Origin of the sequence: Rhodanobacter sp. FW104-R8 (assembly GCF_001617365.1) — a bacterium.
GTDB lineage: Bacteria > Pseudomonadota > Gammaproteobacteria > Xanthomonadales > Rhodanobacteraceae > Rhodanobacter.
In genome coordinates this window covers 12,475-37,687 of record NZ_LVJR01000015.1, presented here as the reverse complement: position 1 = coordinate 37,687, position 25,213 = coordinate 12,475, and the positions used below count along the sequence as shown (strand labels likewise).

Below are 25,213 nucleotides of genomic sequence, written 5' to 3'. Positions count from 1 at the left end.
CCCGCCGCCGCCCGGCATGCTCATGCGCGCACGCCACCAGGCACGGATGAGGAGGAGGCGACGACGGCAACGGGGAGGGGTGCTGCCATCGTCGCCTCCGCTCAAAACTTGAAGCGCACGCCCAAGCCCACGGTACGGTCCTGGTAACGGATATCGCGCGGCCGTGTGTTGCCGCCGCCCCAGTACTGGTGCAGATCCTCGCCGGTCAGGTTGGTCGCCGACAGCACCATCGTCGTATAGGGGTTGACGTCATAGCCGATCGACAGGTCCAACTGGTTGGCCGGCTTGATCTCGTCGTGGTTGCCGGCCACGGTCGGCTGGGTGAAGAAGTCGATGAACCGGCTGCGGTAGTTATAGGCCAGCCGCGCCGAGAAGCCGTACTTCTCGTACATCAGCACCGCGTTGTAGTTGTTCTTCGACACGTTCTGCAGCGGCGAGGCCACTTCCGGGCCGCCGATATACTGCGGCGAGCGGGTCGAGCCGTCGATGTAGGTGTAGTTGAGCTGCACGCCCAGGCCGCTGAGCGCGCCCGGCAGGAAGTCGAAGAACTGCTGGTAGGCCACCTCGGCGCCGTTCAGGTGACCGCTGCCGGCGCTCTGCGGCGAGGACAGCTGGTAGGCCGCGCCGTTGATCGTCACGTTGGTCACGTAGTTCTGGATGTAGCCGTTGATGTCGCGGTAGAACACGCCGCCGCTGATATAGCCGGAAGGCGCGAAGTACCACTCCAGCGAGGCGTCGTAGTTGTTCGACTTGATCGGCTTGAGGTTCGGATTGCCGCTGGCGGCCGCACCCGCCCGGTTGATCGTGCCGGGATTGAGCGAGATCGACGGGTTGAGCTGGCCAAAGCCCGGGTAGGTCACGGTCTTGGCGGCCACCAGGCGCAGTTGCAGGGCATCGGTGAAGTGCAGGTTGAAGCTCAGGTTGGGCAGGTACACCGGTTTGCTGGTACCCACCGACAGGGGCGAGTAGAGGCTGGTGGCGGCGTTGAAGGAGAACGCGTCGAGGTTGCGCTTGGTGCGCTCGATGCGCACGCCCATCAGGCCATCCACCGGCAGGCCGAACAGCGTAGTGTCGTAGCCCGCCTGCAGGTAGCCGGCCAGGGTCTTCTCGTCGATATGGTAGAAACGGCCCGGGTTCTCCGGCGCCAGGCCCGCGGGCAGTCCGTACAGGTTGCGAATCGCGTCGGCGTTGGCGGTGAGGTAGTTGAAGCAGCCGGTCAGCCAGGACACCGGGATCGCCGAGGTGGTCGGCATAGCGCAGAAATAGCTGTCCGGGAAACGGGCGGTGACCTGATTGGCCGGATTCGGCGTCTGCACGATGTTGCCGGTGCCCGCGCCGCCCGGCGGCGGCGTGGAAACCTCCACGCTGCCGGTGTACCTGGCCTTGTGGTCGGCATAGCGCAGGCCGAAGTCCAGATAGCTGAAGAAGCCGCCGTTGATGTCCCAGGTACCATCGCCGCGCCAGGCGTACTGCTTGCCGCGCTCGGTATGCCAGGTCTGGAACAGTCCATTGAGGTAATAGTTGTTCGGGTTGAGCTGCTGGTTGCCGCCCAGCGACCAGTTCTGCTGGTCGCCGGAAGTGCCGTTCCAGACCGTCGTGACCGGCCCCTTGAGGAAGGTGTCGATGATGAAGGTGTGGTCCTTGAACGACGTCGATCCATAGGACAGGTCCGAACTCAGGCGCAGTCGGTCCCCATGCCACTTCACGCCGATCGCGTGCTGCATGTCCTGGCCATGCTGCAGGTGGGCCTGGGTGCTGGTCGCCGCATAGGTGTTGCCGGTCCAGGTGCCGCTGGCGGCATCGCAGATGGTCTGGCCCTGGAACGGCGAGCCGGTGAGCTGGTCGGCGTAGCAGTGGTTGCTGACGGTGAGGTTGCTCGGCGTGACCGCGCCCACCGGGAAGGAGAAGTAGAACGGCTGGTTGTATTTGTCGGACACCCAGTCGTACAGCCCCTCGGCATAGAACTCGGTGTTGTCGTTGGGCTTCCACTGCAATGCGTAGTTGAGCTCCGGGCGCTGGCGGTAGCCGATGTTGTAGTCGGCGCCGAAGCCGTTCGGCGCCGCGATCAGGTTACCTGTGCCGGTGCGCATCGGCTGGCCCGTGCCGTCGGTCAGCACCTTGGGAAAATCGCCCCAGACCGCGTTGTACTGGTAGTGCTGCGCCATGAAACTGGCGTTGACCAGCGCGCCGACCTCGCCGATGCCAGTCTGCCAGCGATCGCTCGCCAGCACACTGAAGTTGGGATCGGTGCGGCCGCCGTACTTGCTGTGCGTGGCGGTATAGGTCACCGCAGCCTTCGGCCCGTCGAAATCGAACGGCCGATACAGCTGCATGTCGACCACGCCGGCGATGCCGCCGTCGGGCAGGCTCGCTTCGCTGCTCTTGTAGACCTGCACCGTCTTGACCGCGGTCGCCGGCAGGTTCTGGAACGCGAAGGCGCGGCCCACGCCACTGAAGATTTCGCGGCCGTTGAGCGTGGTGATCACGTTCGGCAAGCCGCGCACCACTACCGAACTGGTCTCGCCCTGGAAACCCTGCGCCACCTGCACGCCGGTGATGCGCTGCATGGCGTCAGCCACACTGTTGTCCGGCAGCTTGCCGATGTCCTCGGCGACGATCGAGTCGACCACCATGCGCGAGTCCTGCTTGAGGGACTGTGCGCTTGCCAGGCTCTGGCGAAGCGGCGTCACGGTCATCTGCGAGAGATCGACCACATGCTTCTTGGCGTCGTGGTCGGCGATACCTTTCTTGCGTGTCTTGGCCTGACCATCCTGGGTCGAAGCCTTGGCGGATTGCTGCGTTCCGGTGCCTTCGGTCGCCTGCGCGTCCTGGGCATGCGCCGGGGCGAAGGCAGCAGCGATCGCGGCCGCGAGGATCGTCAAGGAAATGCGGTTGCGGTACATGAATGGAAACCTCCCGTCAGAAGTGGGTTGGCCACCGGCCCTGCCGGCGCCATCGTTGGGTCATGCCGTCGGCGGGTTGGCCGCGCGGCTGGAAAACCTTGGGTGCGTGTCGCTCTAGGGGCGTGGCGCATCGGCCGGTGCGGGGAAACTGACTGCCGCTGCCGGAACCACGCCGCGGGGCGCATGCGAGAGCGCGCGCAGAATGTCGGCCTCGCGCTGGCGATACGGCGTGCCGTCCCCGTGCAGCAGATCGTGGAACCAGAGCGTTGGCGGCTGCAGCGTATAGGGGCGTTGCCAGGAATCCCACGGCAGCGTGGTCTGCGTGCGTCCTTCGACGAAACCCCAGTTGACCATGCCCACGTCGAGCTTCTTGGCCAGCGGCAACACGCCGTCGATGGTGGAACCGGCACCGCGTGCCATGTATTCGGTGCAGATCAGCGGGCGGCCGTAGCGGGCGAGCTGGCGCACGCGGCCGGCGAACTCCTCTGGCCAACCGTAGCTGTGGAAGCTGATCACGTCGGATTGCTCCAGCTGCGTACGCTCGACCGCGTTGAGCTTCGCGGGATCGGACCAGTCGTCGTCGTGCCAGAGGCCACTGGTGAGCGGCTGCATCGGCGCTGCGCTGCGCGCCCAGGCGAACACCTGCGGCAGCAGCCCGGCGACCAGCGCCACTTTGTTCTTCGGTTCGCGGGCGTCGTAGTCGCCGCCGCCGGGATTGTCCGGCTCGTTCCACACGTCCCAGGCGAGTACGCGCGGGTCCTTGGCAAAGCGGCCGACGACATCCTTCACGTAGTGTTCCAACCGCGGGTACTGGCCGGGATCAGCGAGCGCGACGCCAGGGCTCTGCACCCACCCGGAGTTGTGCACGCCGGGAATCGGCGGATGCTGCGGACCGAGCCTTGGCTCGGGATCCCAGCATGAATCGAACAGCACGAAGATCGGCTTGATGCCGTGCCTGCTCGCGATCGCCAGGAACTGGTCGACGCGGCGCTTGAAGCCTTCCGGATCCTGCTTCCACAGCAGATCGTGCAGGAATACGCGCATGGTATTCATGCCCAACTGCTGCGCCCAGCCCAGCTCCTTGTCGATGCGCGCCGGGTCGAAGGTGGGCGCCTGCCACATTTCCAGCTCGTTGATGGCATCAGCCGGAACATAGTTGCTGCCCAGCGGCCAGGGCTGATGTTCGTACCAGGCATGCGCCTGGGCCGGCGTCCAGCGCGCCGGGGCGTCCGCAGCCGGCGCGCGCGCGGAGAACAATGCGCTCACGCCGAATGCCAGGGCCAACAGTGCGTACTTCATGCGATCTCCTCATAGTGTGCGGACGCTTGCGCGGGGCAAGCGCTTCCCGTGACACCCGTTCCGGGCGCCGTGCAGCGCGAGCGGCCGGGTCAGCGCGCGCCGCGCGCCGGCTCGGCGGTGAAGCGATAGACGATCAAGTTGCGGTAGATTTGGCCGGGATCGAGCCGGGCCGATCCGAAGCTCGGGTGATTGGGAGTGTCCGGAAACAGTTGCGGCTCGAGCACGAACGCGTCGCCCTGCCGGTACACGTGCCCGCCGGTGCCGACCGTGGTGCCGTCGAGGAAATTGCCCGAGTAGAACTGCAGGCCCGGCTGCGCCGAGCTGAGCGTGAGCACGCGGCCCGAATGCGGATCCTCCACCCGCGCCACGGTGCGCGGCGCCGACGCCGGTGCGCGACTGATCACCCAGTTGTGATCGTAACCGTGGCCGTCGAGCAGTTGCGGGTCGTTGACGCGTATGTCGTGGCCGATCGGCTTGGCCTGGCGGAAGTCGAATGGCGTGCCGTCGACCTTGCGCTGCTCGCCGGTAGGAATGGAAGTGGCGTCAACCGGCAGGAACACGTCGGCCGGGATGGTCAACCGCTGGTCCATCACGCTGCCCGAGCCCTCGCCCGCCAGGTTCCAGTAGGCGTGGTTGCTGAGGTTGACGATGGTCGGCCGGTCGGTGGTCGCGCGGTAGCCGATCGATAGTTGATTGTCGTCGTCGAGCGTGTATGTCGCAGTGACCGACAGCTGTCCCGGATAACCCATGTCGCCGTCCGGGCTGGTGTAGGTGAGTGTCACGCTCGCCTTGCCCGCGTCATGGCTGACCTCGCTGATGCTCCACAGCACCTTGTCGAAGCCGCGGGTACCGCCGTGCAGTGAATTGGGGCCGTCGTTTACAGGCAGCTGGTAGGCATGACCGTCGAGTACGAAGCGCCCCTTGGCGATGCGGTTGGCGTAGCGACCGACCGTGGCGCCGAAGTACTGCGGCCTCCCCAGGTAGCCCTTGAGCGACGGGTAACCGAGCACGATGTCGGCGAAATGGCCCTCCCGGTCGGGCACGCTGAGCGACTGCAGGCTCGCGCCGAGCGCGATCACCCGTGCCGACAGTCCGTGCGCGTTGGTCAGCACGACCGCATCCACGCTCCGGCCGTCGGGCATCGCACCGAAAGTCTCCCGTCTTGCCATGGTCCCGGCGTGAACCGTCATCGACAGTGCCGCCAGGCCGAGCATCGAACCCATCCATCCTGCACGCTGCATGTCCCCCGAACCCCTTGCCGCCATCGAAGTGCAACCATGCAAACACATTGTATGATTATCGTGCAAGTGTCCGCAGGAATGAATTTTTTCTTTGTGCGGCGCGACATTGCGGGGGCGCCGGTCTGCAAGAGAGCATTCCCGGCATCGCCACGCCGCGTGACCGGTGGACAACGACGCTGCCGCGAGCCCAAACATTGAGTGCAATTCCTGCAGCGCATCATCGATGCTTCTGCGAACTGCTGCGGAGGAACGAAAAAAAGTTCTGCTGCACCTTGGCAGGACACGTGCCAAGTGCTTATAGTGATTTGTATGACAAACAATCAGGGCTCCAGCAGAGCCCGGCAGCATGGTTCGACCAACGCCACCTGGGGCCGCAGTACATGAGGAAGCCAATCGCAGTCCGCAGCCTGTACGGGCACGTCATGCACGAGCTCGGGCAACGCATCGTTGGCGGCAAGGTCAAGCCCGGCGAGGTGCTGCCCCGCGAGGAGACGCTCGCCGAAAGCCTTCAAGTGAGCCGCACTGCATTGCGCGAAGCACTCAAGGTGCTCTCGGCCAAGGGGCTGATCGAATCACGCACCGGCGTCGGTGCCCGGGTGCTGGAGAAACGCTGCTGGAACCAACTGGACGCCGACGTGCTTGCCTGGCGCTGCGCCTCAATGCCGACTGACGATTTCGTCGACAAGCTGGTGGAGATGCGCGAGGTCATCGAGCCGGCCGCCGCCGCCAGCGCCGCGCGCCGCCGCACCGCGGAGCAGCTCGCCGCGATCGATACCGCCTACCGCGCGATGGACGAGGCGCAGACTCTCGACGACTGGACCGTGGCCGATCTGCAGTTCCACGACGCGGTGCTGCAAGCCACCGGCAACGAACTGCTGCAGTCGCTGTTCTCGGTGGTCGAGACCGCGCTGGGGACATTCTTCACCCTGTCCGCCCGTACCGCAGCCAACTTCAAGTACTCGCTGCCGCATCACCAGAAGGTACTCGAGGCGATCCGCCGCAAGCAGCCGGAAGTGGCACGCAAGGCGATGCAGGCGATGATCGCCGACTCCCAGGCCAACCTGCAGCAGAGCCGCGGCCGCCGCCGCAAGAAGGCCGGTTCGTGAGTACGCCGTTGCTCGGTCTGGATTGGGGCAGCACGCGACTGCGCGCGTTCCGTTTTGGCGTGGAGGGTCGCGTGGAGGAGGCGCGCGCGCTGCCCTGGGGCAGCCGGCACCTGCCCGAAGGAGGCTTCGCCGAGGCATTCGAACTCGCGGTCGATGGCTGGCCCCGGGCGCCTGTACTGGCATGCGGTATGGTCGGCAGCCGTGGCGGCTGGCATGAAGTGCCTTACCTCGACACACCGTGCCGCCTCGAGCGGCTGGCGGACGCGCTGACCACGATCGACGCGCCCGGCGGACGCCAACTCCACATCGTGCCGGGCCTGCGCGATCCGGCGGGGCCGGACGTCATGCGCGGCGAGGAGACCCAGATCGCCGGCCTGCTCGCGCAACGGCCCGCCCTGTCCAGCCAGGCCCGCCTGCTGCTGCCCGGCACGCACAGCAAATGGGTACGCGTGCACGACCACGCCGTCACCGGCTTCAACACTGTGATGACCGGTGAGCTGTTTGCCGTGCTGCGCAGGCATTCGATCCTCGGTGCTTCCCTTCCTGACGGCGCGGCCGACGACGACAGTGCCTTCGCGCGCGGTGTCACGGCATCGCGCAACGCTGGTGCGGCCGGCGCCCTGTCACGCCTGTTCTCCGCACGCGCCTTGATGCTCGAGGGAGCGCTCGCGCCGTCCGCGGTCGCCGATTTCCTTTCCGGCCTGCTGATCGGCGACGAATTGCGTATGGCGCTGGCCGCAAGCTGGGCCTCGCCGGACGAGCCCGTACAGGTGATCGGCGAGGACGCGCTGTGCGCGCGCTACCTGCAGGCGGCCGGGCTGCTCGGCCTTTCCTTCCTCGCCACCCCCGGCACGACCACGGCGCACGGCCTCTGGCAGGTCGCCGTGGCGGCCGATCTCACCACCGGATACGCCTGTCCATGACCGACTTCAAGACCTGGCTCGACCCGCTTCCGCTGGTCGCGATCCTGCGTGGCCTGAGCCCCGACGAAGCGGTTGACGTCGGCAACATGCTGGCCGACGCGGGCTTTCGCGTCCTGGAAGTGCCACTCAACTCGCCCGCACCACTGGATAGCATCCGGCGGCTGGCCGAGCGCTTCGGCAGCGAGCGCCTGATCGGCGCCGGCACCGTGCTCGACCCGGCGCAGGTGCGCGGCGTCGCGGACGCCGGCGGACGGCTGGTGGTGATGCCGCACGCCGACGTGGCAGTGATCCGCGCCGCCAAGCGGGCCGGTCTGTACTGCGTGCCCGGCGTGGCAACGCCGACCGAAGCGTTCGCCGCGCTCGCCGCGGGCGCCGATGCGCTCAAGCTGTTTCCGGCCGAGCAAGCCTCCCCGGCCGTGCTCAAGGCATGGCGCGCGGTGTTGCCCGCCGGTACGGCGGTACTGCCGGTCGGTGGCATCGCACCGGACACCATGGGCCCATGGTTGGCCGCCGGTGCGGCCGGCTTCGGCATCGGCTCTTCGCTCTACGCGCCGGGACGCGCGGCCGACGATGTCGGTGCGCGCGCCCATGCCTTCGCCAAGGCCTGGCGACGCCACCTCGATTCGCAAGGATCCCACGCATGAAGATCACCCGCCTGACTACGTTCATCGTGCCACCGCGCTGGCTGTTCCTGCGCATTGATACCGATGCTGGCATCAGCGGCTGGGGCGAGCCGATCGTCGAGGGTCGCGCCCACACCATCGCCGCGGCGGTGGGCGAACTCTCGGACTACCTGGTCGGCAAGGATCCGCGCCACATCGAAGACTTGTGGAGCGTGATGTACCGCGGCGGCTTCTACCGCGGCGGCCCGGTGCTGATGAGCGCGATCGCCGGCATCGACCAAGCATTGTGGGACATCAAGGGCAAGCATCTGGGCCAGCCGGTGCACGCGCTGCTCGGCGGACCGGTGCGCGAGCGCATTCGCGTGTATTCGTGGATCGGCGGCGACCGGCCGGCCGACACCGCGCGCGCCGCGAAGGACGCGGTGGCGCGCGGCTTCACCGCGGTGAAGATGAACGCCACCGAGGAGATGCAGTACGTCGATACCCACGCCAAGGTCGAGCAGGTGCTGGCAAATGTGCAGGCGGTACGCGACGCGGTCGGTCCGCATGTCGGGCTGGGCCTGGATTTCCACGGCCGGGTGCACAAGCCGATGGCCAAGGTGCTGATGCGCGAACTGGCTCCGTACAAACTGATGTTCATCGAGGAGCCGGTGCTGTCCGAGCACCTGGAGGCGTTGCCCGAGCTGGCCGCGGTCTCGCCGGCGCCGATCGCACTGGGCGAACGGCTGTACTCGCGCTACGACTTCAAGCGCGTACTGGCGATCGGCGGCGTGGACATCCTGCAGCCGGATCCCTCGCACGCCGGCGGCATCACCGAGACGCGCAAGATCGCGGCGATGGCGGAAGCCTACGATGTGGCGATCGCGTTGCACTGCCCCCTCGGCCCGATCGCGCTGGCCGCGAACCTGCAGCTGGACGCGGTCTGCCACAACGCCTTCATCCAGGAGCAGAGCCTGGGCATCCACTACAACGCCGGCAACGACCTGCTCGACTATGTCAGCGACCGCAGCGTATTCGCCTACCAGGACGGCTTTGTCGCCATCCCCGGCGGTCCGGGCCTGGGCATCGAGGTCAACGAAGCCTACGTCGCCGAGCGCGCTTCGGCCGGTCACCGCTGGCGCAATCCGGTGTGGCGGCACGCCGACGGCAGCGTGGCGGAGTGGTGAGCATGTCCATGTTCGCCACCTACCCCAGCCTGGTCGACCGCACGGTATTCGTCAGCGGCGGCGCGACCGGCATCGGCGCCGCCTTCGTCGGGCACTTCGCGCACCAGGGCAGCCGCGTCGCGTTCATCGACATCGACCGGGAGCACGGGGAACAGCTCGCCTCGGAGCTTGGCGACGCGCGCCACCGTCCGTTGTTCCTTCCCTGCGACGTGACCGACCTCGACGCACTCGCCGCCAGCATCGCAAAGGCACGCGCCGCGCTGGGGCCGATCGGCGTGCTGGTCAACAACGCCGCCAACGATGTACGGCATGCGTTCGGCGACACCGGTGCAATCGAGTTCGACCGCAGCATGGCGGTCAACCTGCGCCACCAGTACTTCGCCACGCAGGCGGTACGCGAGGACATGCAGCGACTGGGCGGCGGCTCGGTGATCTGCCTGGGCTCCACCGGCTGGATGAAGAAGAACGCGGGCTATCCGATGTATGCGATGGCCAAGGCCGCCGTGCGCGGCCTGGTCAATGGTCTGGCGCGCGAGCTGGGGCGCGACCGCATTCGCATCAACGCGCTGGTGCCCGGCTGGGTGATCACCGAGAAGCAGCAGCGCCTGTGGCTGGATGCCGACGGCGAGGCGGAAATCGCTCGCGTGCAGTGCCTGCCGGGCCATCTGATGGCCGACGATCTCGCCCGCGCCGCACTGTTCCTGGCCGCCGACGACAGCCGCATGTGTACCGGGCAGGACTTCATCGTGGACGGCGGCTGGGTATGAACGTGCACGCCACGGTCGTCTTCCAGGCGCGCAACACGCTGGGCGAAGGCATCGTGTGGTGCGAGCGCGAGCAGGCGCTGTACTGGACCGACATCCATGCCGCGACTCTTTGGCGCTACCGTCTGCTCGACGCCCGTGCGGATCAGTGGCCGATGCCCGAGCGGCTGGCCTGCCTGGCACTGTGCGAGGCCGACGGCTGGCTGCTGCTAGGATTCACTTCGCGACTGGCGTTTTTCCACCCGGTCAGTGGCACGTTCGCGCCCATCACTACGGTGGAAGCCAGCCTGCCGACGCGCCTGAACGACGGCGCCTGCGATCGCCAGGGCCGCTTCGTGTTCGGCACCCTGCACGAACCGCCCGCGGGCAGAGCCCGACAACCGGCCGGCAGCTTCTACCGCCTCAACGCGGAACTCTCGCTCGAGCGCCTCGATCTGCCCGGTGTGGCGATCAGCAACAGCATCGCGTTCAGCCCCGACGGCCATACGCTGTATTACTGCGATTCGCCCGCCCGCACGATCCAGTGCTGCGACTACGGCGAGCGCTGCGGTCCCTCGCGCACCTTCGCCCGCCTCGACGATCCGCGCGGCGAGCCGGACGGCTCGGCGGTGGACGGGGCCGGCAATCTGTGGAATGCGCAATGGGGGCTGGGACGCGTGGCGTGCTACACGCCGGACGGCCGACTGGACCATTGCATCGACATGCCCGTCTCGCAGCCGACCCGCCCGGCCTTCGGCGGCCCTGACCTTGCGACGCTCTACATCACCAGCGCGCGCGATGGCCTCGATGCCGGGGCGCTCGCCACCGAACCTTCCGCCGGCGCGCTGTTTGCAGCACCGGCGGGCAGCACCGGCCTGCCGGAACCACGCTTTGCCGGCACGCCGCCGCGAATATCCACCACATAGGCGGCACCAGCCGCCGCCCTCCATACCGCCTACCGGGGAAACACACCCTATGAACACCCACGTCATCGCAGCTCCAGCCATGCAGTCCAGGACCACGGTCGTCTTCACCTGCGTGCTCGCCGCGCTGGCGGGGCTGATGTTCGGTCTGGACATCGGCGTCATCTCGGGCGCCACCCAGTTCATCCAGAACGATTTTTCCGTAAGCGACCACGTCATCGAATGGATCGTGAGTTCGATGATGTTTGGCGCGGCGGTCGGCGCAGTCGGGGCCAGCTGGCTATCCGCCGCGCTGGGGCGCAAGCGCTCGCTGATCCTGGGTGCGGTGTTGTTCGTGCTGGGTTCGCTGCTGTCCGGCCTGGCCTGGTCGCCCGACACGCTTATCGCCGCACGCCTGGTGCTGGGCCTTGCGATCGGCGTGGCCACCTTCACCGCACCGTTGTACCTGGCCGAGGTGGCACCGGAACGCATCCGCGGCGCAATGATCTCCACCTACCAGCTGATGATTACCATCGGCATCCTGGTGGCGTTCCTCTCCGACACGGCGCTGAGCTACACCGGAGCCTGGCGCTGGATGCTCGGCGTAATCGCGATCCCGGGCGCATTGTTCCTGCTCGGCGTGCTGCTGCTGCCGGATAGCCCACGCTGGCTGATGATGCGCGGCCGCCGCGATGAAGCCATCGGCGTGCTGCGTCGCCTACGCGGCGACGAGGCCGTGGTTCTGCGCGAGGCGGCCGACATCGAGGAGCAGCTGAGGACGCCCCAGCGCGGCTGGCACCTGTTCCTGGAGAACCGCAATTTCCGCCGTTCGGTCGGGCTCGGCGTGTTGCTCCAGCTCATGCAGCAGTTCACCGGCATGAACGTGGTCATGTACTACGCGCCGCGGATTTTCCAGACGATGGGCTACGACACGGCCGCACAGATGTGGTTCACCGCGCTGGTGGGCCTGACCAACGTCCTGGCCACTTTTATCGCCATCGCGCTGATCGACCGCTGGGGCCGCAAACCGATCCTCTACACCGGTTTCGCGGTGATGGCCGCGGGCCTGGGCGTGGTCGGCGCAATGATGCATGGCGGCATCGGCAGTCATGCCGAGCAGATCTTCACGGTGGCGATGCTGCTGATGTTCATCGTCGGCTTCGCCATGTCGGCCGGCCCGCTGGTGTGGACGCTGTGCTCGGAGATCCAGCCGCTCAAGGGTCGCGACTTCGGCATCGGCTGCTCCACCTTCACCAACTGGATCGCCAACATGATCGTGGGCGCCACCTTCCTGAGCCTGCTCAACGGCATCGGCAACGCCCATACATTCTGGCTCTATGCCTCGCTCAACATCCTGTTCATCGGCCTCACCCTGTGGCTGGTGCCGGAGACCAAGGGTGTGACGCTGGAGCAGATCGAACGCAACCTGATGCACGGCAAGCCGCTGCGCGAGATCGGTCGCTAACAGGCTGTTGAAATTCGCCGTTGTCAGGCCTGGTGTTGCGGTATGCGAATGCGCGGAGCGGGTATCACCCGGGAATCGTTGTTCACGATAGCGAAGCAGGACGATTCCGTACCGGCGCACCATCCGCTGCGCGGCGTGCGCGCACCGGTTGATGCCGCACACGAAAGAAGCGATTCATGGTGCAAGAGTCACGCGCGATGACACCCCATCGCGGCGAACGGCGTGCCACCCTGCCTCCACCACGCGAATTTCGACGGCTTGCCAGGGGATGCAACCGCCAGGCGGCATTCCCATGCCGTCGCTCTCCCCAGGGAGCGCCAGCGTAGCCGGCTCCGCCGCAACCGGCGCGGCGTCTCCCACAGCGAGATCCGCCCGCGCTATATCATCGGGCCGCTTACGAGACGTGCCATGAGCCTGCGCAGCCTGTTCGTCGACTTCAACAGCTACTTCGCCTCGGTCGAGCAGCACGAGGAGCCGTCGCTGCGCGGCCGCCCGGTCGGCGTGGCGCCGGTGGCCGCCGAAACCACCAGCCTGATCGCCGCCAGCTACGAGGCCAAGGCATTCGGCGTGGGCACCGGCACCATGGTGCGCGAAGCGCGCCGGCTGTGCCCCGGCATCGTCATCCGCGTCGCGCGGCCGGAACGCTATGTGGTCTGGCACCACCGGCTGATCGAGGCGATCGACCACGCCATTCCGATCGCCCGCGTCGGCTCGATCGACGAGGTGGCCTGCGAGCTGGTCGGCCGCCAGCGCCGGCGCGAAGTCGCCGAGCAGATCGCGCAACAGGTGAAAGAAGAGATCGCACTGGCCGCGCCGGGCGGCGCGATCCGCTGCTCGATCGGCATCGCCCCGAACGACTTCCTCGCCAAGACCGCCTCGGACATGCGCAAGCCCGACGGCCTCACCGTGATCGAACAAGCCGACCTGCCGCACGCGCTGCATGGGTTGGCACTGCGCGACCTGTGCGGCATCGGCCCGTCGATGGAAGCGCGCCTGCATGACGCCGGCATCACCACCGTGGCCCAGCTCACCGCCGCTTCGAAGCTGGTACTGCGCCGCGTCTGGGGCGGCATCGAGGGCGAGCGCATGTGGGGCCTGCTGCGCGGCGCCTGGCTGCCGACCGCGCCCACCGAACGCGGCTCGATCGGCCACTCGCACGTGCTGGGCCCGGAACTACGCACCCCCGACGGCGCCCGCGCGGTCCTGAAGAAGCTGCTGGTGAAGGCGGCCATGCGCATGCGACGCGAAGAGATGCTCAGCGGTGCGATGGCCGTGCGCATCCGCTTCATCGGCCACGACCAGCGCTGGGAACGCGACCTCGCCTTCGACCCCACCGACGACAGCCGCGAACTGCTGCGCCTGTTGAACGGTATGCTCGACAGCGGCAATCGTCGCCGGCCGCTACCGCTGGGCATGGATGCCCGAGTGCCACGAGCGCAGGATGCGCGGGAGTGGCCTGGTCCGGTGAACACCACGCCATTATCGGTCAGCGTGACTTTGATGCGTCTGGTGCCGCGCACGCAGAGCAGTGGCTCGCTGTTCGCGCCGACGCACGACACAGGTCGCGTCGACGCGCTCGTCGACCGCATCAATGCGAAGTTCGGCTACAACAAGCTCTACTTCGGCAGCATGCAGCTGGCGCTGGAACACGACGCCGCGCCGATGCGCATCCCGTTCAACCGCGTGCCCGATGCCGGCAGCGAGAACGAGGCCAGCCATGACGCACTGTGGCTGCAATCACTGAATCGGTTCAAGGCGATGACCGAGCAGACGCACCGGCAGCGCGAACGTTCGCGCCACGGACCAGACAAATCATCACCGTGATTACCCGCGGCACAACCGATACCAGCTGATATAGCACCCAACATTCGCACCCAGTCACTTGCTCAAATAGAGTTCGTGGACGACCTGATGGATTGCCTGTATGGAACAAAATGCCTGCCCCCTCAGATATTCAGGAAGCAGCATAATGTGCTCTCGATCTTTTCTTGGATGGAGCGTTCTGTTGCCTGCCTCGACAATCTGCTCCATTGCGTTCTTGAGCTCAGGCCGACTTTCGGCAACTTCTTCCACCAACCTGCCGAGTCTTTTGTATTCTGGTTTCTGTTGATCCTGCTTCTTTGGGTTGATCCCAAGTTTCGAAGCTCGATCAATGAGGGCGTACTCAAGAATCGCCCGAGCAAGCGCAATGACCGAAAGGTGGTTGTCGAACAGGTAGCACCGAGTTAGCTCCTCGATTCGAATGCGCAAGGAACTAGGCATCACCTGTTTTGCTTTTGGGCCTAATACCGGCAAGACCTTGGAAGCATTCTGAATCCAACGATCAGGAGCAAACCATGGAGCCTGAAGCACCTGTTCAACCTCATCGAGCTCCTGTTCCGTGTACTCGCTGTCATCCAAGCGCCAATAATCAAGGCCACTGAATAGGATATTAGCGACCTTGTCGCCCTTGCCGCCCAACTCGATGTGTTCTTGCCTGATGTCATAGCCGATGGCTTGCAATATGTCAGATGCTAGCCGGGCGATATGACTCTTATTGGGCTCAATGACCTCCCGATAGAACTTCCATGGTCCCGACGCCACTTCACCTATTGCCTCGGATAGGTTCTTGGCGACAAGGAGGCGGCCCAAAGCGATGAGGGCAAGAGAGAGACTACAAACGTCATTGGCAAACGCAACGCGTCGATCCGTAGGGATGTCCGAAACCCTTAGGCCAGCCAAGTCCCCTGCCATGCCAATCACTCGTTGGTAAATCTGCTGGCACTCTTGAAGCCGGCTGTTCAATTCGGCTATCTGGGTCACGCTTTGCCCCCTTGAGATCCAAGCAATATCAGACTCACTTTACTCCCACGACACACTGCAGACCGCCTCGCTGAGTACCCCTGGTCATGGTCGCACTCGTCGGTTCGCCAGCGTCACCGCCTCCACGAACCCGCCGAACGGAATGTCGGTGATGCCCACCAGGCCGATATGCGAATTCTCGCCATCAAGCAGGCGCCCGGTGACCGGCTGATCCACGTAGTCGAACCAGTGCGCGCCGACGATGACGGGATCGCTTGCCGCCGCGGCGATGAACTTCGCATAGGCTTCACCGCGCTGCTGCTCGTTCCATACCGACACCACGCCCTTGCCGAACGGGCCGCGATCATCGGAGCCGAAGTGGAACTCGCCGATCAGCACCGGCTTGTCCAGTTGACGCATCGCCACCGCGTCGAAGCCGTGCTGCGGCAGGTCGGCGTAGACGTTGAAGCTGACCACGTCGCAGTACTGCGCGCAGGCCGCGACGGCTTCGGGCGTGTTCACCGCGAAGCGGCCGCCGAGGAACAGGTGGTGCGGGTCGTGGCGGCGGATCGCTTCCGCCACGGTGCGGAAATAGGTGTCGGCGTAGCGGCGCAGCCACGCGCTGTAGTCGCGCTCGATCGCCGGGTGCGCCTCGTTCGGCGCGGGTGCGGCGAAGCCGGTGGCGTCGAGCGTGTCCCATGAGGTGAGTGCGATGCCCCACGCCGCGGCCAGCGTTTCCGGCGCCACGTACTGTTGGCGCAGCAGCGCGATAAAGGCCTGCTTGGCGGGACTCTTCGCGTCGCCAGCCAGCGTGCCCAGCGCCAAGCCCCAGCGGCCTTGCGGGCCGCTGCCGGCCCAGGCCAGTTCGTTGTCGGCGAAGTAGCCGAGCAGCCAGGGATCGTCGCGCACGCCTTCGCTGGCCTTGACCGCTGCACGCTCGGCGGCCTGCACGAAGCGCGGGTCGAACGGATCGGGCATGCGGCCCCAGTAGTCGTAGCCGCTGGCGACATTGGCGTAATCGCCGGCGACTTCGATCGAGCGCGTGTACGGCAACCGGTGCGCCTGGCCCAGCGCGTCGTCGCTCCAGTTGCCGATGGTGTTGAAGCCCCAGGCCTGCAGCCGGTCCAGCGTGCGTGTGCGCCATGCGGCGAGCCAGTTGCTGCCATCGACGCGATACAGGTTCGCCGCGTAGAAATCGAACCAGCGGCCGTGGTTGTAGCCGATGCCACGGCTGGCGCCCTGCTCCTGGCGGCGGCTGTCGTCGCTGCCGTAGAACGCGGCCCACCCGCCACGGTCGGGCGGCAGTCCGTCGAACATGAACCCGCGCCCCTCCACGTAGCTGCGCCCGCCGTCGGTGATGGCCACATTGACGCCGAGCGAGAAGAAGGCGTGGCCGCCGGGTGTCACCAGGCGCCAGCGGCCGTCCCGCTTCTGCGTGTGGAACCAGCCGGTACGATCGAGGCTCTGGACGTCCAGACGTCCTCCATACGCATCCAATCCGGCGTTCTGCACCACGGCCGGCTTCGCCTGCACCGCCGTGCGCAGCGCGGCGTCGGAACCGATCTTCTCCGGCCAGCGGCCGCGGGTGTATTGCCCGTAGCGGTCGACGATGCCGGCGTAGGCGTCGCGCAGGGTGGCCGCGCCCGGCGCCACGTCGATGCGGCCGAACAGCAAAATCTGCGCGGCCTGCGGCGCCGGCACGCCGAGCCGGATCGCGCCGACCTTGCGCAGGTCCAGCCTGCCCTGCACCGTGGTCGCCAGCAGGGTCGGCCGGCCGTGCTCGTCGAACGGCATCGGCGGCCCCACCTGCATGCCTTCGCCGCGCGGCGACGTCGCCTGCAGCGGAACCACCAGCGTCTGCGCCGGCCCGGCCGGCACGCCCACCGTCGCGTGCAACTGCTGGCCCGGCGCCGCGCCGTCGATCGCCACGTCGAGCGTCACCGCCCACGGCATGGCGTTCTGTACGCGCAGACGAAGTTCGCCCTGCCCCGACCAGTCCCATGCGCCGCTCGTCGGCGCGATCACGACCTGCGGATGCGCCGCCGGCTGGAACGCGTAGCGCTGCTGCGCCACGCCGTCGCCGGCGCGCTCAGTGTTGCCGACGCGCCGCACGTGCTCGAGAGTGACACGGGTCGCCGCATCCGGCGCTGTCAGATCGGCCACGCCCGGCGCGGTCGATGCGTGGCAGGCGCCGAGACCGCACAGGCACAGCCAGATCCATGCATGGCATTTCTTCATCAGCATCCTCACGTGGACCCGCTTCGCAGGGCGGGCACCGCCCGCTGGCCTTGGGCCGCATGGCGCAACAGCGGCGGGCAGTGCCCGCCCCACAAAGCTGGTCACCTTACGCCGGGCGATTCCGCGTCCAGCGCTGCCATCCGTAGTACACCGGCACGCCGAGCGCGATGATCAGCAGGCTCATGCCGGCGTCGCCCGGCGCGTGGATGGCGCTGGCCACGATCACGCCGAACACGGTGATCACGAAGACCAGCGGCAGCAGCGGGTAGAACGGCACCCGGTACGGCGCCGGATCGTCGATGAAGTGCTTGCGGTACCAGAACAGCGTGCCGATGCCGAACACATGGCCCAGCCACTCGCCCACCGTGGTGTAGTTGAGCAGTTGGTTGAAGCTGCCTGACACGGTCAGCACGATTGCCCATGCGCCGAGTACGGCCAGCGCGATCTGCGGCGCCCGCGTGCGCGGATCGACGCGCCCGGTCGCGCGAAAGAACACGCCGTCGGCGCCCATCGTCTGCAGCACGCGGGCGCCACCGGCGATCGCGATGCTGCAGTAACCGAAGGTGGAACAGGCGATGCCGACCTCGATCACGGTAGCGCCGTGCGCGCCGAACAGCTTCTGCATCAGGTCCGCCGCCGGCGCGATGCTGGTGGCGAGGCCGGCGTGGCCGAGCCCGGCCAGGTACGCGAAGTTGACCAGCACATAGCACAGCACCACGCCGGCCATGCCCATGCCCAGCGCCCGCGGCAGGGTGCGTTGCGGGTCGCGCACTTCGCCGGCGAGGTCGTTGAGGTAATGAAAACCGCCGTAGGCGAACAGCACCGGCAGCAAGGCGCCGGCAAAGGCCCACGGCGACACCGGATGCGTGGTATCCGGCGCCAGTGCCACTCCGAACTGGCCCTGCGCCAGCACCAGGCCGGCCACCACCAGCAACGCGATCGCCAGCACCTTCAGCACGGTGAAGATGTTCTGCATCCATGCACCGGCGCGGATACCGAACAGGTTGATGCTGACGATGAACACGATCGCACCGACCGCTACCGGCATTTCGTAGAGCCGGCTGAGGCCCAGCGCCCGGCAGAAATAGACGGCGAATTTCGTCACCACCGCGGCCACGCTGCCGGGGTAGTTGATCAGCGCCATCGTCCAGCCGAACAGGAACGCCGGCAGCAGGCCGAACGCCTCGCGCAGGTACACATAGATGCCGCCCGCCTGCGGCCGCCGCGCGCCGAGCTCGCCATAGCACAGCACGCCAGCCAGGGTCAGCAGGCCGCCGATCGCCCATAGCGCCAGCACCTGCATACCGGACGAGGTGTTCTGCGCCACCGTGGCCGGCGTGATGAAGATGCCTGCCCCGATCACGCCGCCGATGACGATCATCGCAGCGTCCCAGGTGTTCAGGCGGCGGGCATAGGCGTTGGCGGGTTCGATCGGCATGGCGGCTACCTTGCCATTGTCCGTGCGGTTTCCACCAGTCCCGCATGGCGCATGGCCGTGCCCGGCGGCATGCCATCCGGCAAATTGACAAGCCGCAGCCGCACCGGAAGACTGTCGCCGGCAGTGCGTCATGTGCTGCCGGTTCATGGCGCCGCGACGATCGCGCGGCGCCATCGCTGCCGAGGGGTGCTGCAGCGGACGCCGTCCGCCACGCTCGGCCTGCGATTCCGTCGCAAGGGCGCCCTTTCCGCCTGCTGGAGATGCCGCCATGCCCGTTCCCGTCGCCCCTCGCCGGCTCGCCCTCGCCACCTCCATCGACCATGCGTCGATCCAGCCCGACGACGCGCACCTGGCCGCCACGCTGGAACGGCTCGGGCTGCCGCCGGTGGTCTGCGTGTGGAACGACCCGACGGTGGATTGGTCGGCGTTCGACGCGGTGCTGATCCGCACCATCTGGGACTACTTCAAGCATCAAGCGGCATTCCTGCACTGGCTGGACCGGCTCGATGCGCTGGGCGTCCCCACCATCAACGACAGCGCGCTGCTACGCTGGAACAGCGACAAGCGCTACCTGCTCGAACTGGCGCAGCACGGCGTCGCCATCATCCCCACCCGGCTGGCCGGCGCGGCCGCGCTGCCCGACACGCTGGCGGCGATGGCGGGGCAATCGGTGGTGATCAAGCCCAGCGTCAGCGGCAGCGCCTGGCACACGCTGCGCGGCACCGCCGGCGACGCGGCGCTCACCGATGCCGCAGCGCAACTGCCGCGCGAACGCGACTACCTGGTGCAGCCGTTCGTGCCGGAGATCGTCAGCGACGGCGAATGGTCGCTGCTGTACTTCGCCGGCGAGTTCAGCCACGCGGTGATCAAGCGCCCCGCCGCTGGCGACTACCGCGTGCAGGGCGAGTACGGCGGCCGCACCGAGCCGGCGCAACCCGACGCCGCCATCCTGGCCGCCGCCGACCGCGCACTGGCCGCGCTGGCGGCGCTCGGCCACGGCGGGCACGCCTACCTGCGCGTCGACGGCGTGGTCAGCGGCGGCCGCTTCCTGGTGATGGAGCTGGAACTGATCGAACCGTTCCTGCACCTGGCCGCGCACCCGGCGGCGGCGGAGCGGCTGGCACGAGAGGTGGCCGCGCGGATCGGCCGGCCGGATGCGGCCGCAATGGCCCGTGCGCGCTGAGCCGCCGCGCCGGCACGACGATGCCGCACGTTCCCCGCGCTGGCTGCGCCTGGCCTCGTGGGGCGGATCGCTGGCGGCGTTCGCGCTGGCGGCGTGGCTGCTGCGGCGCTACGTCACCGGGCTGTCGTGGCGCGAGGTGGCGGCCGCCTGGGCGCAGCTGCCGGCGCGGCACATCGCATCCTCGGTCGCCGCCGCGGCGGTCAGCCTGACGATGCTGGCGCTGTTCGACGTGCTGGCGGCGCGCACGGTGGTGGGCGATCGCGTCTCCGCACGGCTGGCGGCGTTCGCCGGCGCGGTTACCCAGGGCATCTCGAACACGCTGGGCTTCCATGCGATCACCGGCGCCGCGCTGCGCTACCGCATCTACGCCACCGCCGGGCTGGGCGCCGGCGACATCGCGCGCATCGTGGCCCTGGCCGGGCTCGGCGTGGGACTGGGCTTCGCCGTGGTGGTCGCCGGCGCGCTGTGCTGGCAGCCGCAGATCACGCAGGGCTGGGGCCGCTGGCCGGGCATGGCGCTGGCCCTGCTGCTGCTCGCCCTGCTCGGCTGGCTGGCCCGGCCGCGCACGCTCGCGCTGGGCCGGCTGACGCTGCCGCTGCCGGGCGCCGGCACCGCGGCGGCGCAGATGCTGATCGGCGGCGTGGAGATGCTGGCCGCGATCAGCGCGCTGTACGTGCTGCTGCCGGCCGGCGCGGCGCCGCCGTTCGTCGATTTCCTGCCGATCTACGTCGGCGCGGTACTAGCCGGCATCGTGAGCCACTCGCCGGGCGGGCTGGGCGTATTCGAGACGATCATGCTGGCCTCGTTCCCGCCCGAGGCACGCGCCGACCTGCTCGCCGCGATGCTGTGCTACCGGCTGACCTACAACCTGCTGCCGTTCGTGCTGGCCAGCGCAGCGCTGGCCGGCTTCGAATGGCGCCTGCGGCGGTCGGCGCGACATCACTGCTGACACCCGCCGGCGGCGCGCGCCTCTAGAATCGGCGCATCGCCCCGCCATGGTTGTCCGCGTTGTCCGCCTCGCCGCGCAAGATCCTCCACGTCGACATGGACGCGTTCTACGCGTCGGTGGAGCAGCGCGACAACCCCTCGCTGCGCGGCAAGCCGGTGGCGGTGGCCTGGCGCGGCGCGCGCTCGGTGGTGTGCGCGGCCAGCTACGAGGCGCGCGTGTTCGGCGTGCGCTCGGCGATGCCGGCGATCCGCGCCGAGCGGCTGTGCCCGCAGCTGATCTTCGTGCCGCCGGATTTCGCGCGCTACAAGGCGGTGTCGCGGCAGGTGCGCGAAATCTTCGCGCGGCACACCGAGCTGATCGAGCCGCTGTCGCTGGACGAGGCCTACCTCGATGTCACCGTGACCCGCAGCGGACTGGGTTCGGCCACCGCCACCGCCGAGGCGATCCGCGCGGCGATCCGCGCGGAAACGCAGCTGACCGCTTCGGCCGGGGTGGCGCCGAACAAGTTCCTGGCCAAGATCGCCTCGGATTTCCGCAAGCCCGACGGCCTGTTCGTGATCCGGCCGCACCAGGTCGAGGCCTTCCTCACCCCGCTGCCGGTGGGGCGTCTGCCCGGCGTGGGCAAGGTGATGGAGGCGAAGCTGGCCGCGCTCGGCATCGCCACCGTGGGCGAGCTGCGCGCGTTCGCGCAGGCGGAGCTGGAGCAGCGCTTCGGCCGCTGGGGCCGGCGCCTGCACGAGCTGGCGCGCGGCATCGACGAGCACCCGGTGCAGCCGGAACGGCCCACCCTGCAGATCTCCGCCGAGGACACCTTCGAGCACGACCTGCGGCTCGACGAACTCGAACCGCACATCCGCCGGCTTGCCGAGAAGGCCTGGGCCGGCCACCAGCGCGAGCGTGGCCGGGTGGCGCGCACCGTGGTGCTGAAACTGAAGACCGCGGACTTCCACACGCTGACCCGCAGCCTCACCCCGTCGGCGCGGCCGATGTCCGCCGGCGAACTGGCCGACCTCGCCTGCGCCCTGCGCGAGCGCGTCGAGCGCCCGGCCGACAGCCGCTACCGCCTGGTCGGCGTGGGCCTGGCCGGCTTCGTCGACCGCGACAGCTACCAGGCGCAAACCGACCTGTTCGATGATGTTTGACGCGGTGCACAGGCCGGCCGTCGCCCGGGCACCGCCGTGTGACAGGGTTCTCACGCAGTTTCTTGCGCATATCCACCATTCATCCTGCCGCCCGGACCCGGCCCTATCGTGGATGCGCCATGCACCGCCTGGCCCACTACCTACTGGAGATCACGCCATGACCAAGACCATCACCGCCATCCTGATTGCCGCCGCCTTCGCCCTGCCGATCTCGTTCGCCATCGCCGCCCCGCAGCATGGCGCGGGTGGTGGCCACACCCCGCCCAGCGCACCGTCCATGCCGATGAACCACGACGCGCATGGCGACGCGGTGTCCAACGCTGCGCACACGGCGAAGGCGGACGATACCAATGTCGGCAAGGCCGTCAGCCCGGTCGCCAGCGACAAGAACCAGGGCAAGCACGAGGCCAAGGGCCACTCGAAGACCCATCACCATCACCACTGAGCATCCTGCGCACCCATGTGCGGCGAAGGGCCGGATCGCATGATCCGGCCCTTCGTTTTTGTCCGCCGCGCGGTCGACTGCAGCCAGTTGCGGAAAAACGTGCGGCGCGGCCACCGACCCGCTTCGCACGCATGCCGGCGACGCGGTGGGCATCCGCCGGCGGATCTAGCCGATGCGCCGCGAGATCGCGAAGAACGCCAGGTTGCCCAGCCCGGTCATGCCCGCCAGCACGGCGATCAGGCCGGGGGTGACGTCCTGCCAGCCGAACCACTGGATCAGGCCGAAGCCGAGCGCCAGCGCGACCAGCACGATGCCCCAGCGCAGCGAGGAGTGGCGCCGGCGCAGCTCCTCATCGCGCAGCAGCGAGTTGACCAGCTCCTCCGAGCCGCCGGCGTTGACCATCTGCCGGCGCACCCTCGCGTCCACTACCACCTTGATCGCGTAGGCGATGCAGACGAACAGGCTGATCGGGATCAGGATTTCGAAATTCATGGCGGCTTTCCTTGTGGCGGGTACGGGATGGTGGACGTTCGAGACCTTGGATACAGGCAGCCCGCGAACGGTTGCAACAAAGTGCTTGCAACCGTTTCCCGCCTGCGCGTATCCCTTGCACCATGGATGACACCCGCAGCAGCCCCGACCGCGACCTGGTCGACGCCGTGCTGGCCAACCGGCAGGGCGCGTTCGAACGCCTCGTGCGCGAACACCAGGGGCTGTGCTGGCACATCATCCAGCGCATGGTGCGCAACCCGGAGGACGCGCGCGAACTGTGCCAGGACACCTTCCTGCGCGTGCACCAGTGCCTGCATCAGTACCGCTACGAGAGCGCGCTGAAATCCTGGATCGGGCGCATTGCCTACACCATCGCGCTGCGCCACCTGCAGCACAAGCGCATCCCGCTGGTCGACCACGGCGGCGACAGCGACGACTACGCGCTGGTGGAAAACATCGGCGACGGCTTCGACCTGGAAGCGGCCTGCGCCGACGAGGAAACGGCCCGGCACCTGCACGCCGCGATCGAACAGCTGCCGCCCTTGCAACGCACGCTGCTGACCCTGTATTACCTCGAAGAAACGTCCATTCCTGAAATCGCCCGGATCACCGGACTGGCCAGCGGCACCATCAAGAGCCACTTGTTCCGCTCACGTTTGCGCCTGCGCAGCGCGCTCGAAACGCGGACCGGAGTTGCAGCATGATTCAGCACATCGACGACCCCATTCCCTCCTTCGACGACGCGGCGCACGAGCGCGAATGGCTGGCGCAGGAAAACGCGATGCGGCGCGAGCGCCTGCAGCTCGATCCCGCCGGCGACGATGCGCGCAGCCGGCGCTACCGGCTGCTCGCGCGCGCCTTGCGCGAACCGTTGCCGGATACGTTGCCGGCGGATTTCGCGCAGCGGCTGGCCGCACGGGTCGCGGCTGCCCCGGCCCCGCGGGCGGTCTCCGGCAGCTCGTTCGAATCCACGTTGACGCTGGCGCTGGCGATCGTCCTGGCCGTCGCCGCGGGCGTCGTGGTAGCGATCTACGGCAGCACGTGGCTGCCGTCGTTCGCCACCTTCCTGCCGACCCCGCACGCACCGACCACCCGCTGGCTGCTGGCGCTGGCCGGCTGCCTCGGTGCGTCCTGGCTGCTCGGGCAGTGGCAACGGCACGCTCAAGGGAATGCGGGCTGAGCTACCCGTCTCTCGCGCACCGCATGCAGGCCCGGCCGCGTAGGGCGGACACTGTCCGCCGGCTTTTCGGTGGCGCATCACGAGATGGGTGGCCAAGAGCGGCGGGCAGTGCCCGCCCTACAGGACCATCCGAAGGAGCGGTGCGCGCTACAAGTCCAGCACGGCATCCAGCCCGCGGTGCAGGCCGACCAGGCCGGACACCTTGCGGATCGCCAGCAGCGCGCCGTCCACGTAGGGTTTCGCGCTGCTGCCGGCATTGTGGCGGATCGTCAGCGTCTGGTCCGGCAGGCCGAAGATCGCCTCGGCACCGAGTACAAAGCCAGGCAGGCGCACCGCGTGCACCTGGCTGCCGGCCAGCGTGCCGCCACGCGTCTCGCGCATGCCAACGGTGCGTTCCAGCGGCACTTCCAGCTGCGGCTGGCGCTGCCGGCCCATGCGCATGGCCAGCTCGCGTACGGTGCCGCTGGGCGCGTCCGACTTGCCGGCGTAGGCGTAGTCGATGATCTCCCACTGCGGCAGCAGCTTCGCCGCCATCTCGGCGAACTTGATCAGCAGCACCGCGGTCAGCGCGAAGTTGCCGCAGGCCAGCACGCCGCGTTGCCGCTCGCGCGCCAGCGCGTCGATCTGCGCGTAATCCCCGTCGGTGAGGCCCGAGGTGCCCACTACCACGTGCGCACCATGCTCCAGCGCGGCGAGGATGTTCGCCTTCGCGCTGTCCGGATGGGTGTACTCGACGAACACGTCGCAGGGCGTGGCCAGCGCCTCGGCCGTACTGGCGAACACCGGCGTGGCGATGCCGGCATCACCCAGCGCCGCGCCCAGCGGCTGGCCGGCGTGCCGGCGCGATACCGCGGCGACCAGTTCCAGATCCGCGCCGGCAGCGATGCCGCGCGCCAGCTCCGAGCCGGCCCAGCCGGTGGCGCCGGCAAGACACACCTTCAACGACATGGCCACCTCCTCGTCATGCGTGTGCCGCGACGCAGCGCGGCGGGCG

General features: G+C 67.9%; 22 protein-coding genes and 1 riboswitch. Of the genes, 14 read left to right on the top strand and 8 right to left on the bottom strand.

Features of this window, described 5'->3' with window-relative positions:
* Window positions 1-101 precede the first annotated feature (101 nt).
* The 3 genes from RHOFW104R8_RS03610 to RHOFW104R8_RS03600 all read right to left on the bottom strand — a co-directional run bounded on the left by RHOFW104R8_RS03610 (window position 102) and on the right by RHOFW104R8_RS03600 (window position 5,371).
* A complete protein-coding gene (locus tag RHOFW104R8_RS03610) occupies window positions 102-2,903 on the bottom strand; it encodes a TonB-dependent receptor (protein ID WP_068092417.1) in 2,802 nt (933 codons plus the stop codon).
* Between the two features lie 114 nt (window positions 2,904-3,017).
* Window positions 3,018-4,202 carry a 1,4-beta-xylanase gene (locus RHOFW104R8_RS03605; protein WP_068092407.1) on the bottom strand — a complete coding sequence of 395 codons (1,185 nt, stop codon included), beginning with the start codon at window positions 4,200-4,202 and terminating at the stop codon, window positions 3,018-3,020.
* Between the two features lie 89 nt (window positions 4,203-4,291).
* Window positions 4,292-5,371 (bottom strand): aldose epimerase family protein, encoded by a 1,080-nt coding sequence (locus tag RHOFW104R8_RS03600; protein WP_255373070.1) that lies wholly within the window; start codon window positions 5,369-5,371, stop codon window positions 4,292-4,294.
* 452 nt (window positions 5,372-5,823) lie between these two features.
* On the opposite strand from RHOFW104R8_RS03600, the gene RHOFW104R8_RS03595 reads away from it, so the two are divergent.
* From RHOFW104R8_RS03595 to RHOFW104R8_RS03560, 8 genes are all read left to right on the top strand, one after another.
* Entirely contained in the window at window positions 5,824-6,549 is a 726-nt protein-coding gene (locus RHOFW104R8_RS03595) for a FadR/GntR family transcriptional regulator (protein ID WP_068092404.1), read from the top strand.
* Complete coding sequence (locus tag RHOFW104R8_RS03590; protein WP_068092402.1) at window positions 6,546-7,472, top strand: 2-dehydro-3-deoxygalactonokinase; 927 nt, start codon at window positions 6,546-6,548, stop codon at window positions 7,470-7,472. Before RHOFW104R8_RS03595 ends, RHOFW104R8_RS03590 begins: the two co-directional genes overlap by 4 nt.
* Window positions 7,469-8,116, top strand: a complete 648-nt coding sequence (locus tag RHOFW104R8_RS03585) for a 2-dehydro-3-deoxy-6-phosphogalactonate aldolase (protein ID WP_068092400.1) — start codon at window positions 7,469-7,471, stop codon at window positions 8,114-8,116. Before RHOFW104R8_RS03590 ends, RHOFW104R8_RS03585 begins: the two co-directional genes overlap by 4 nt.
* The gene (gene dgoD / locus RHOFW104R8_RS03580) at window positions 8,113-9,261 is read left to right on the top strand and encodes a galactonate dehydratase (protein ID WP_068092399.1); all 1,149 of its coding nucleotides are present in this window, start codon (window positions 8,113-8,115) and stop codon (window positions 9,259-9,261) included. Before RHOFW104R8_RS03585 ends, dgoD begins: the two co-directional genes overlap by 4 nt.
* A 2-nt stretch (window positions 9,262-9,263) precedes the next feature.
* Entirely contained in the window at window positions 9,264-10,028 is a 765-nt protein-coding gene (locus RHOFW104R8_RS03575) for an SDR family NAD(P)-dependent oxidoreductase (protein ID WP_068092674.1), read from the top strand.
* Window positions 10,025-10,930 (top strand): SMP-30/gluconolactonase/LRE family protein, encoded by a 906-nt coding sequence (locus RHOFW104R8_RS03570; protein ID WP_082823507.1) that lies wholly within the window; start codon window positions 10,025-10,027, stop codon window positions 10,928-10,930. The genes RHOFW104R8_RS03575 and RHOFW104R8_RS03570 overlap by 4 nt, the downstream gene beginning before the upstream one ends.
* A 49-nt stretch (window positions 10,931-10,979) precedes the next feature.
* Window positions 10,980-12,371 (top strand): sugar porter family MFS transporter, encoded by a 1,392-nt coding sequence (locus RHOFW104R8_RS03565; RefSeq protein ID WP_068092397.1) that lies wholly within the window; start codon window positions 10,980-10,982, stop codon window positions 12,369-12,371.
* A gap of 408 nt (window positions 12,372-12,779) precedes the next feature.
* Entirely contained in the window at window positions 12,780-14,195 is a 1,416-nt protein-coding gene (locus RHOFW104R8_RS03560; protein WP_068092394.1) for a hypothetical protein, read from the top strand.
* A gap of 54 nt (window positions 14,196-14,249) precedes the next feature.
* On the opposite strand, the gene RHOFW104R8_RS03555 is transcribed toward RHOFW104R8_RS03560, so the two are convergent.
* The 3 genes from RHOFW104R8_RS03555 to RHOFW104R8_RS03545 all read right to left on the bottom strand — a co-directional run bounded on the left by RHOFW104R8_RS03555 (window position 14,250) and on the right by RHOFW104R8_RS03545 (window position 18,828).
* Window positions 14,250-15,173 (bottom strand): hypothetical protein, encoded by a 924-nt coding sequence (locus tag RHOFW104R8_RS03555; protein ID WP_068092392.1) that lies wholly within the window; start codon window positions 15,171-15,173, stop codon window positions 14,250-14,252.
* Between the two features lie 84 nt (window positions 15,174-15,257).
* Window positions 15,258-17,390, bottom strand: coding sequence for a beta-agarase (locus tag RHOFW104R8_RS03550; protein WP_068092389.1), 2,133 nt, complete (start codon window positions 17,388-17,390; stop codon window positions 15,258-15,260).
* Between the two features lie 106 nt (window positions 17,391-17,496).
* Window positions 17,497-18,828 (bottom strand): APC family permease, encoded by a 1,332-nt coding sequence (locus tag RHOFW104R8_RS03545; protein WP_068092386.1) that lies wholly within the window; start codon window positions 18,826-18,828, stop codon window positions 17,497-17,499.
* A 175-nt stretch (window positions 18,829-19,003) separates the two neighbouring features.
* Window positions 19,004-19,079, top strand: a riboswitch (S-adenosyl-L-homocysteine riboswitch).
* A 17-nt stretch (window positions 19,080-19,096) separates the two neighbouring features.
* Between RHOFW104R8_RS03545 and RHOFW104R8_RS03540 the strand changes: the two genes are divergently transcribed.
* From RHOFW104R8_RS03540 to RHOFW104R8_RS03525, 4 genes are all read left to right on the top strand, one after another.
* Window positions 19,097-20,011: a RimK family alpha-L-glutamate ligase gene (locus tag RHOFW104R8_RS03540; protein ID WP_068092383.1), complete on the top strand. Its 915-nt coding sequence runs from the start codon at window positions 19,097-19,099 to the stop codon at window positions 20,009-20,011.
* Window positions 20,001-20,960 (top strand): UPF0104 family protein, encoded by a 960-nt coding sequence (locus RHOFW104R8_RS03535; protein WP_235604446.1) that lies wholly within the window; start codon window positions 20,001-20,003, stop codon window positions 20,958-20,960. The genes RHOFW104R8_RS03540 and RHOFW104R8_RS03535 overlap by 11 nt, the downstream gene beginning before the upstream one ends.
* Before the next feature lie 95 nt (window positions 20,961-21,055).
* Window positions 21,056-22,102: a DNA polymerase IV gene (dinB, locus tag RHOFW104R8_RS03530; protein ID WP_068092671.1), complete on the top strand. Its 1,047-nt coding sequence runs from the start codon at window positions 21,056-21,058 to the stop codon at window positions 22,100-22,102.
* Window positions 22,103-22,259: 157 nt separating this feature from the next.
* The gene (locus tag RHOFW104R8_RS03525) at window positions 22,260-22,547 is read left to right on the top strand and encodes a hypothetical protein (protein ID WP_068092378.1); all 288 of its coding nucleotides are present in this window, start codon (window positions 22,260-22,262) and stop codon (window positions 22,545-22,547) included.
* A 165-nt stretch (window positions 22,548-22,712) separates the two neighbouring features.
* Here the strand turns inward: RHOFW104R8_RS03525 and RHOFW104R8_RS03520 are convergent, their stop codons facing one another.
* Window positions 22,713-23,039 carry a DUF6249 domain-containing protein gene (locus RHOFW104R8_RS03520; RefSeq protein WP_068092374.1) on the bottom strand — a complete coding sequence of 109 codons (327 nt, stop codon included), beginning with the start codon at window positions 23,037-23,039 and terminating at the stop codon, window positions 22,713-22,715.
* A gap of 122 nt (window positions 23,040-23,161) precedes the next feature.
* Between RHOFW104R8_RS03520 and RHOFW104R8_RS03515 the strand changes: the two genes are divergently transcribed.
* A complete protein-coding gene (locus RHOFW104R8_RS03515) occupies window positions 23,162-23,743 on the top strand; it encodes an RNA polymerase sigma factor (protein ID WP_068092372.1) in 582 nt (193 codons plus the stop codon).
* Window positions 23,740-24,219 (top strand): hypothetical protein, encoded by a 480-nt coding sequence (locus RHOFW104R8_RS03510; protein ID WP_068092371.1) that lies wholly within the window; start codon window positions 23,740-23,742, stop codon window positions 24,217-24,219. Before RHOFW104R8_RS03515 ends, RHOFW104R8_RS03510 begins: the two co-directional genes overlap by 4 nt.
* A gap of 147 nt (window positions 24,220-24,366) precedes the next feature.
* Here the strand turns inward: RHOFW104R8_RS03510 and dapB are convergent, their stop codons facing one another.
* Entirely contained in the window at window positions 24,367-25,167 is an 801-nt protein-coding gene (dapB, locus tag RHOFW104R8_RS03505; RefSeq protein WP_068092370.1) for a 4-hydroxy-tetrahydrodipicolinate reductase, read from the bottom strand.
* Window positions 25,168-25,213: the final 46 nt, after the last annotated feature.

Coding starts and splice junctions, on each gene's coding strand:
- RHOFW104R8_RS03610 (WP_068092417.1), bottom strand. CDS start 2,903: ATGTACCGCAACCGCATTTCCTTGACGATCCTCGCGGCCGCGATCGCT.
- RHOFW104R8_RS03605 (WP_068092407.1), bottom strand. CDS start 4,202: ATGAAGTACGCACTGTTGGCCCTGGCATTCGGCGTGAGCGCATTGTTC.
- RHOFW104R8_RS03600 (WP_255373070.1), bottom strand. CDS start 5,371: ATGGCAAGACGGGAGACTTTCGGTGCGATGCCCGACGGCCGGAGCGTG.
- RHOFW104R8_RS03595 (WP_068092404.1), top strand. CDS start 5,824: ATGAGGAAGCCAATCGCAGTCCGCAGCCTGTACGGGCACGTCATGCAC.
- RHOFW104R8_RS03585 (WP_068092400.1), top strand. CDS start 7,469: ATGACCGACTTCAAGACCTGGCTCGACCCGCTTCCGCTGGTCGCGATC.
- dgoD (WP_068092399.1), top strand. CDS start 8,113: ATGAAGATCACCCGCCTGACTACGTTCATCGTGCCACCGCGCTGGCTG.
- RHOFW104R8_RS03575 (WP_068092674.1), top strand. CDS start 9,264: ATGTCCATGTTCGCCACCTACCCCAGCCTGGTCGACCGCACGGTATTC.
- RHOFW104R8_RS03570 (WP_082823507.1), top strand. CDS start 10,025: ATGAACGTGCACGCCACGGTCGTCTTCCAGGCGCGCAACACGCTGGGC.
- RHOFW104R8_RS03565 (WP_068092397.1), top strand. CDS start 10,980: ATGAACACCCACGTCATCGCAGCTCCAGCCATGCAGTCCAGGACCACG.
- RHOFW104R8_RS03560 (WP_068092394.1), top strand. CDS start 12,780: ATGAGCCTGCGCAGCCTGTTCGTCGACTTCAACAGCTACTTCGCCTCG.
- RHOFW104R8_RS03550 (WP_068092389.1), bottom strand. CDS start 17,390: ATGAAGAAATGCCATGCATGGATCTGGCTGTGCCTGTGCGGTCTCGGC.
- RHOFW104R8_RS03545 (WP_068092386.1), bottom strand. CDS start 18,828: ATGCCGATCGAACCCGCCAACGCCTATGCCCGCCGCCTGAACACCTGG.
- RHOFW104R8_RS03540 (WP_068092383.1), top strand. CDS start 19,097: ATGCCCGTTCCCGTCGCCCCTCGCCGGCTCGCCCTCGCCACCTCCATC.
- dinB (WP_068092671.1), top strand. CDS start 21,056: ATGGACGCGTTCTACGCGTCGGTGGAGCAGCGCGACAACCCCTCGCTG.
- RHOFW104R8_RS03525 (WP_068092378.1), top strand. CDS start 22,260: ATGACCAAGACCATCACCGCCATCCTGATTGCCGCCGCCTTCGCCCTG.
- RHOFW104R8_RS03520 (WP_068092374.1), bottom strand. CDS start 23,039: ATGAATTTCGAAATCCTGATCCCGATCAGCCTGTTCGTCTGCATCGCC.
- RHOFW104R8_RS03515 (WP_068092372.1), top strand. CDS start 23,162: ATGGATGACACCCGCAGCAGCCCCGACCGCGACCTGGTCGACGCCGTG.
- RHOFW104R8_RS03510 (WP_068092371.1), top strand. CDS start 23,740: ATGATTCAGCACATCGACGACCCCATTCCCTCCTTCGACGACGCGGCG.
- dapB (WP_068092370.1), bottom strand. CDS start 25,167: ATGTCGTTGAAGGTGTGTCTTGCCGGCGCCACCGGCTGGGCCGGCTCG.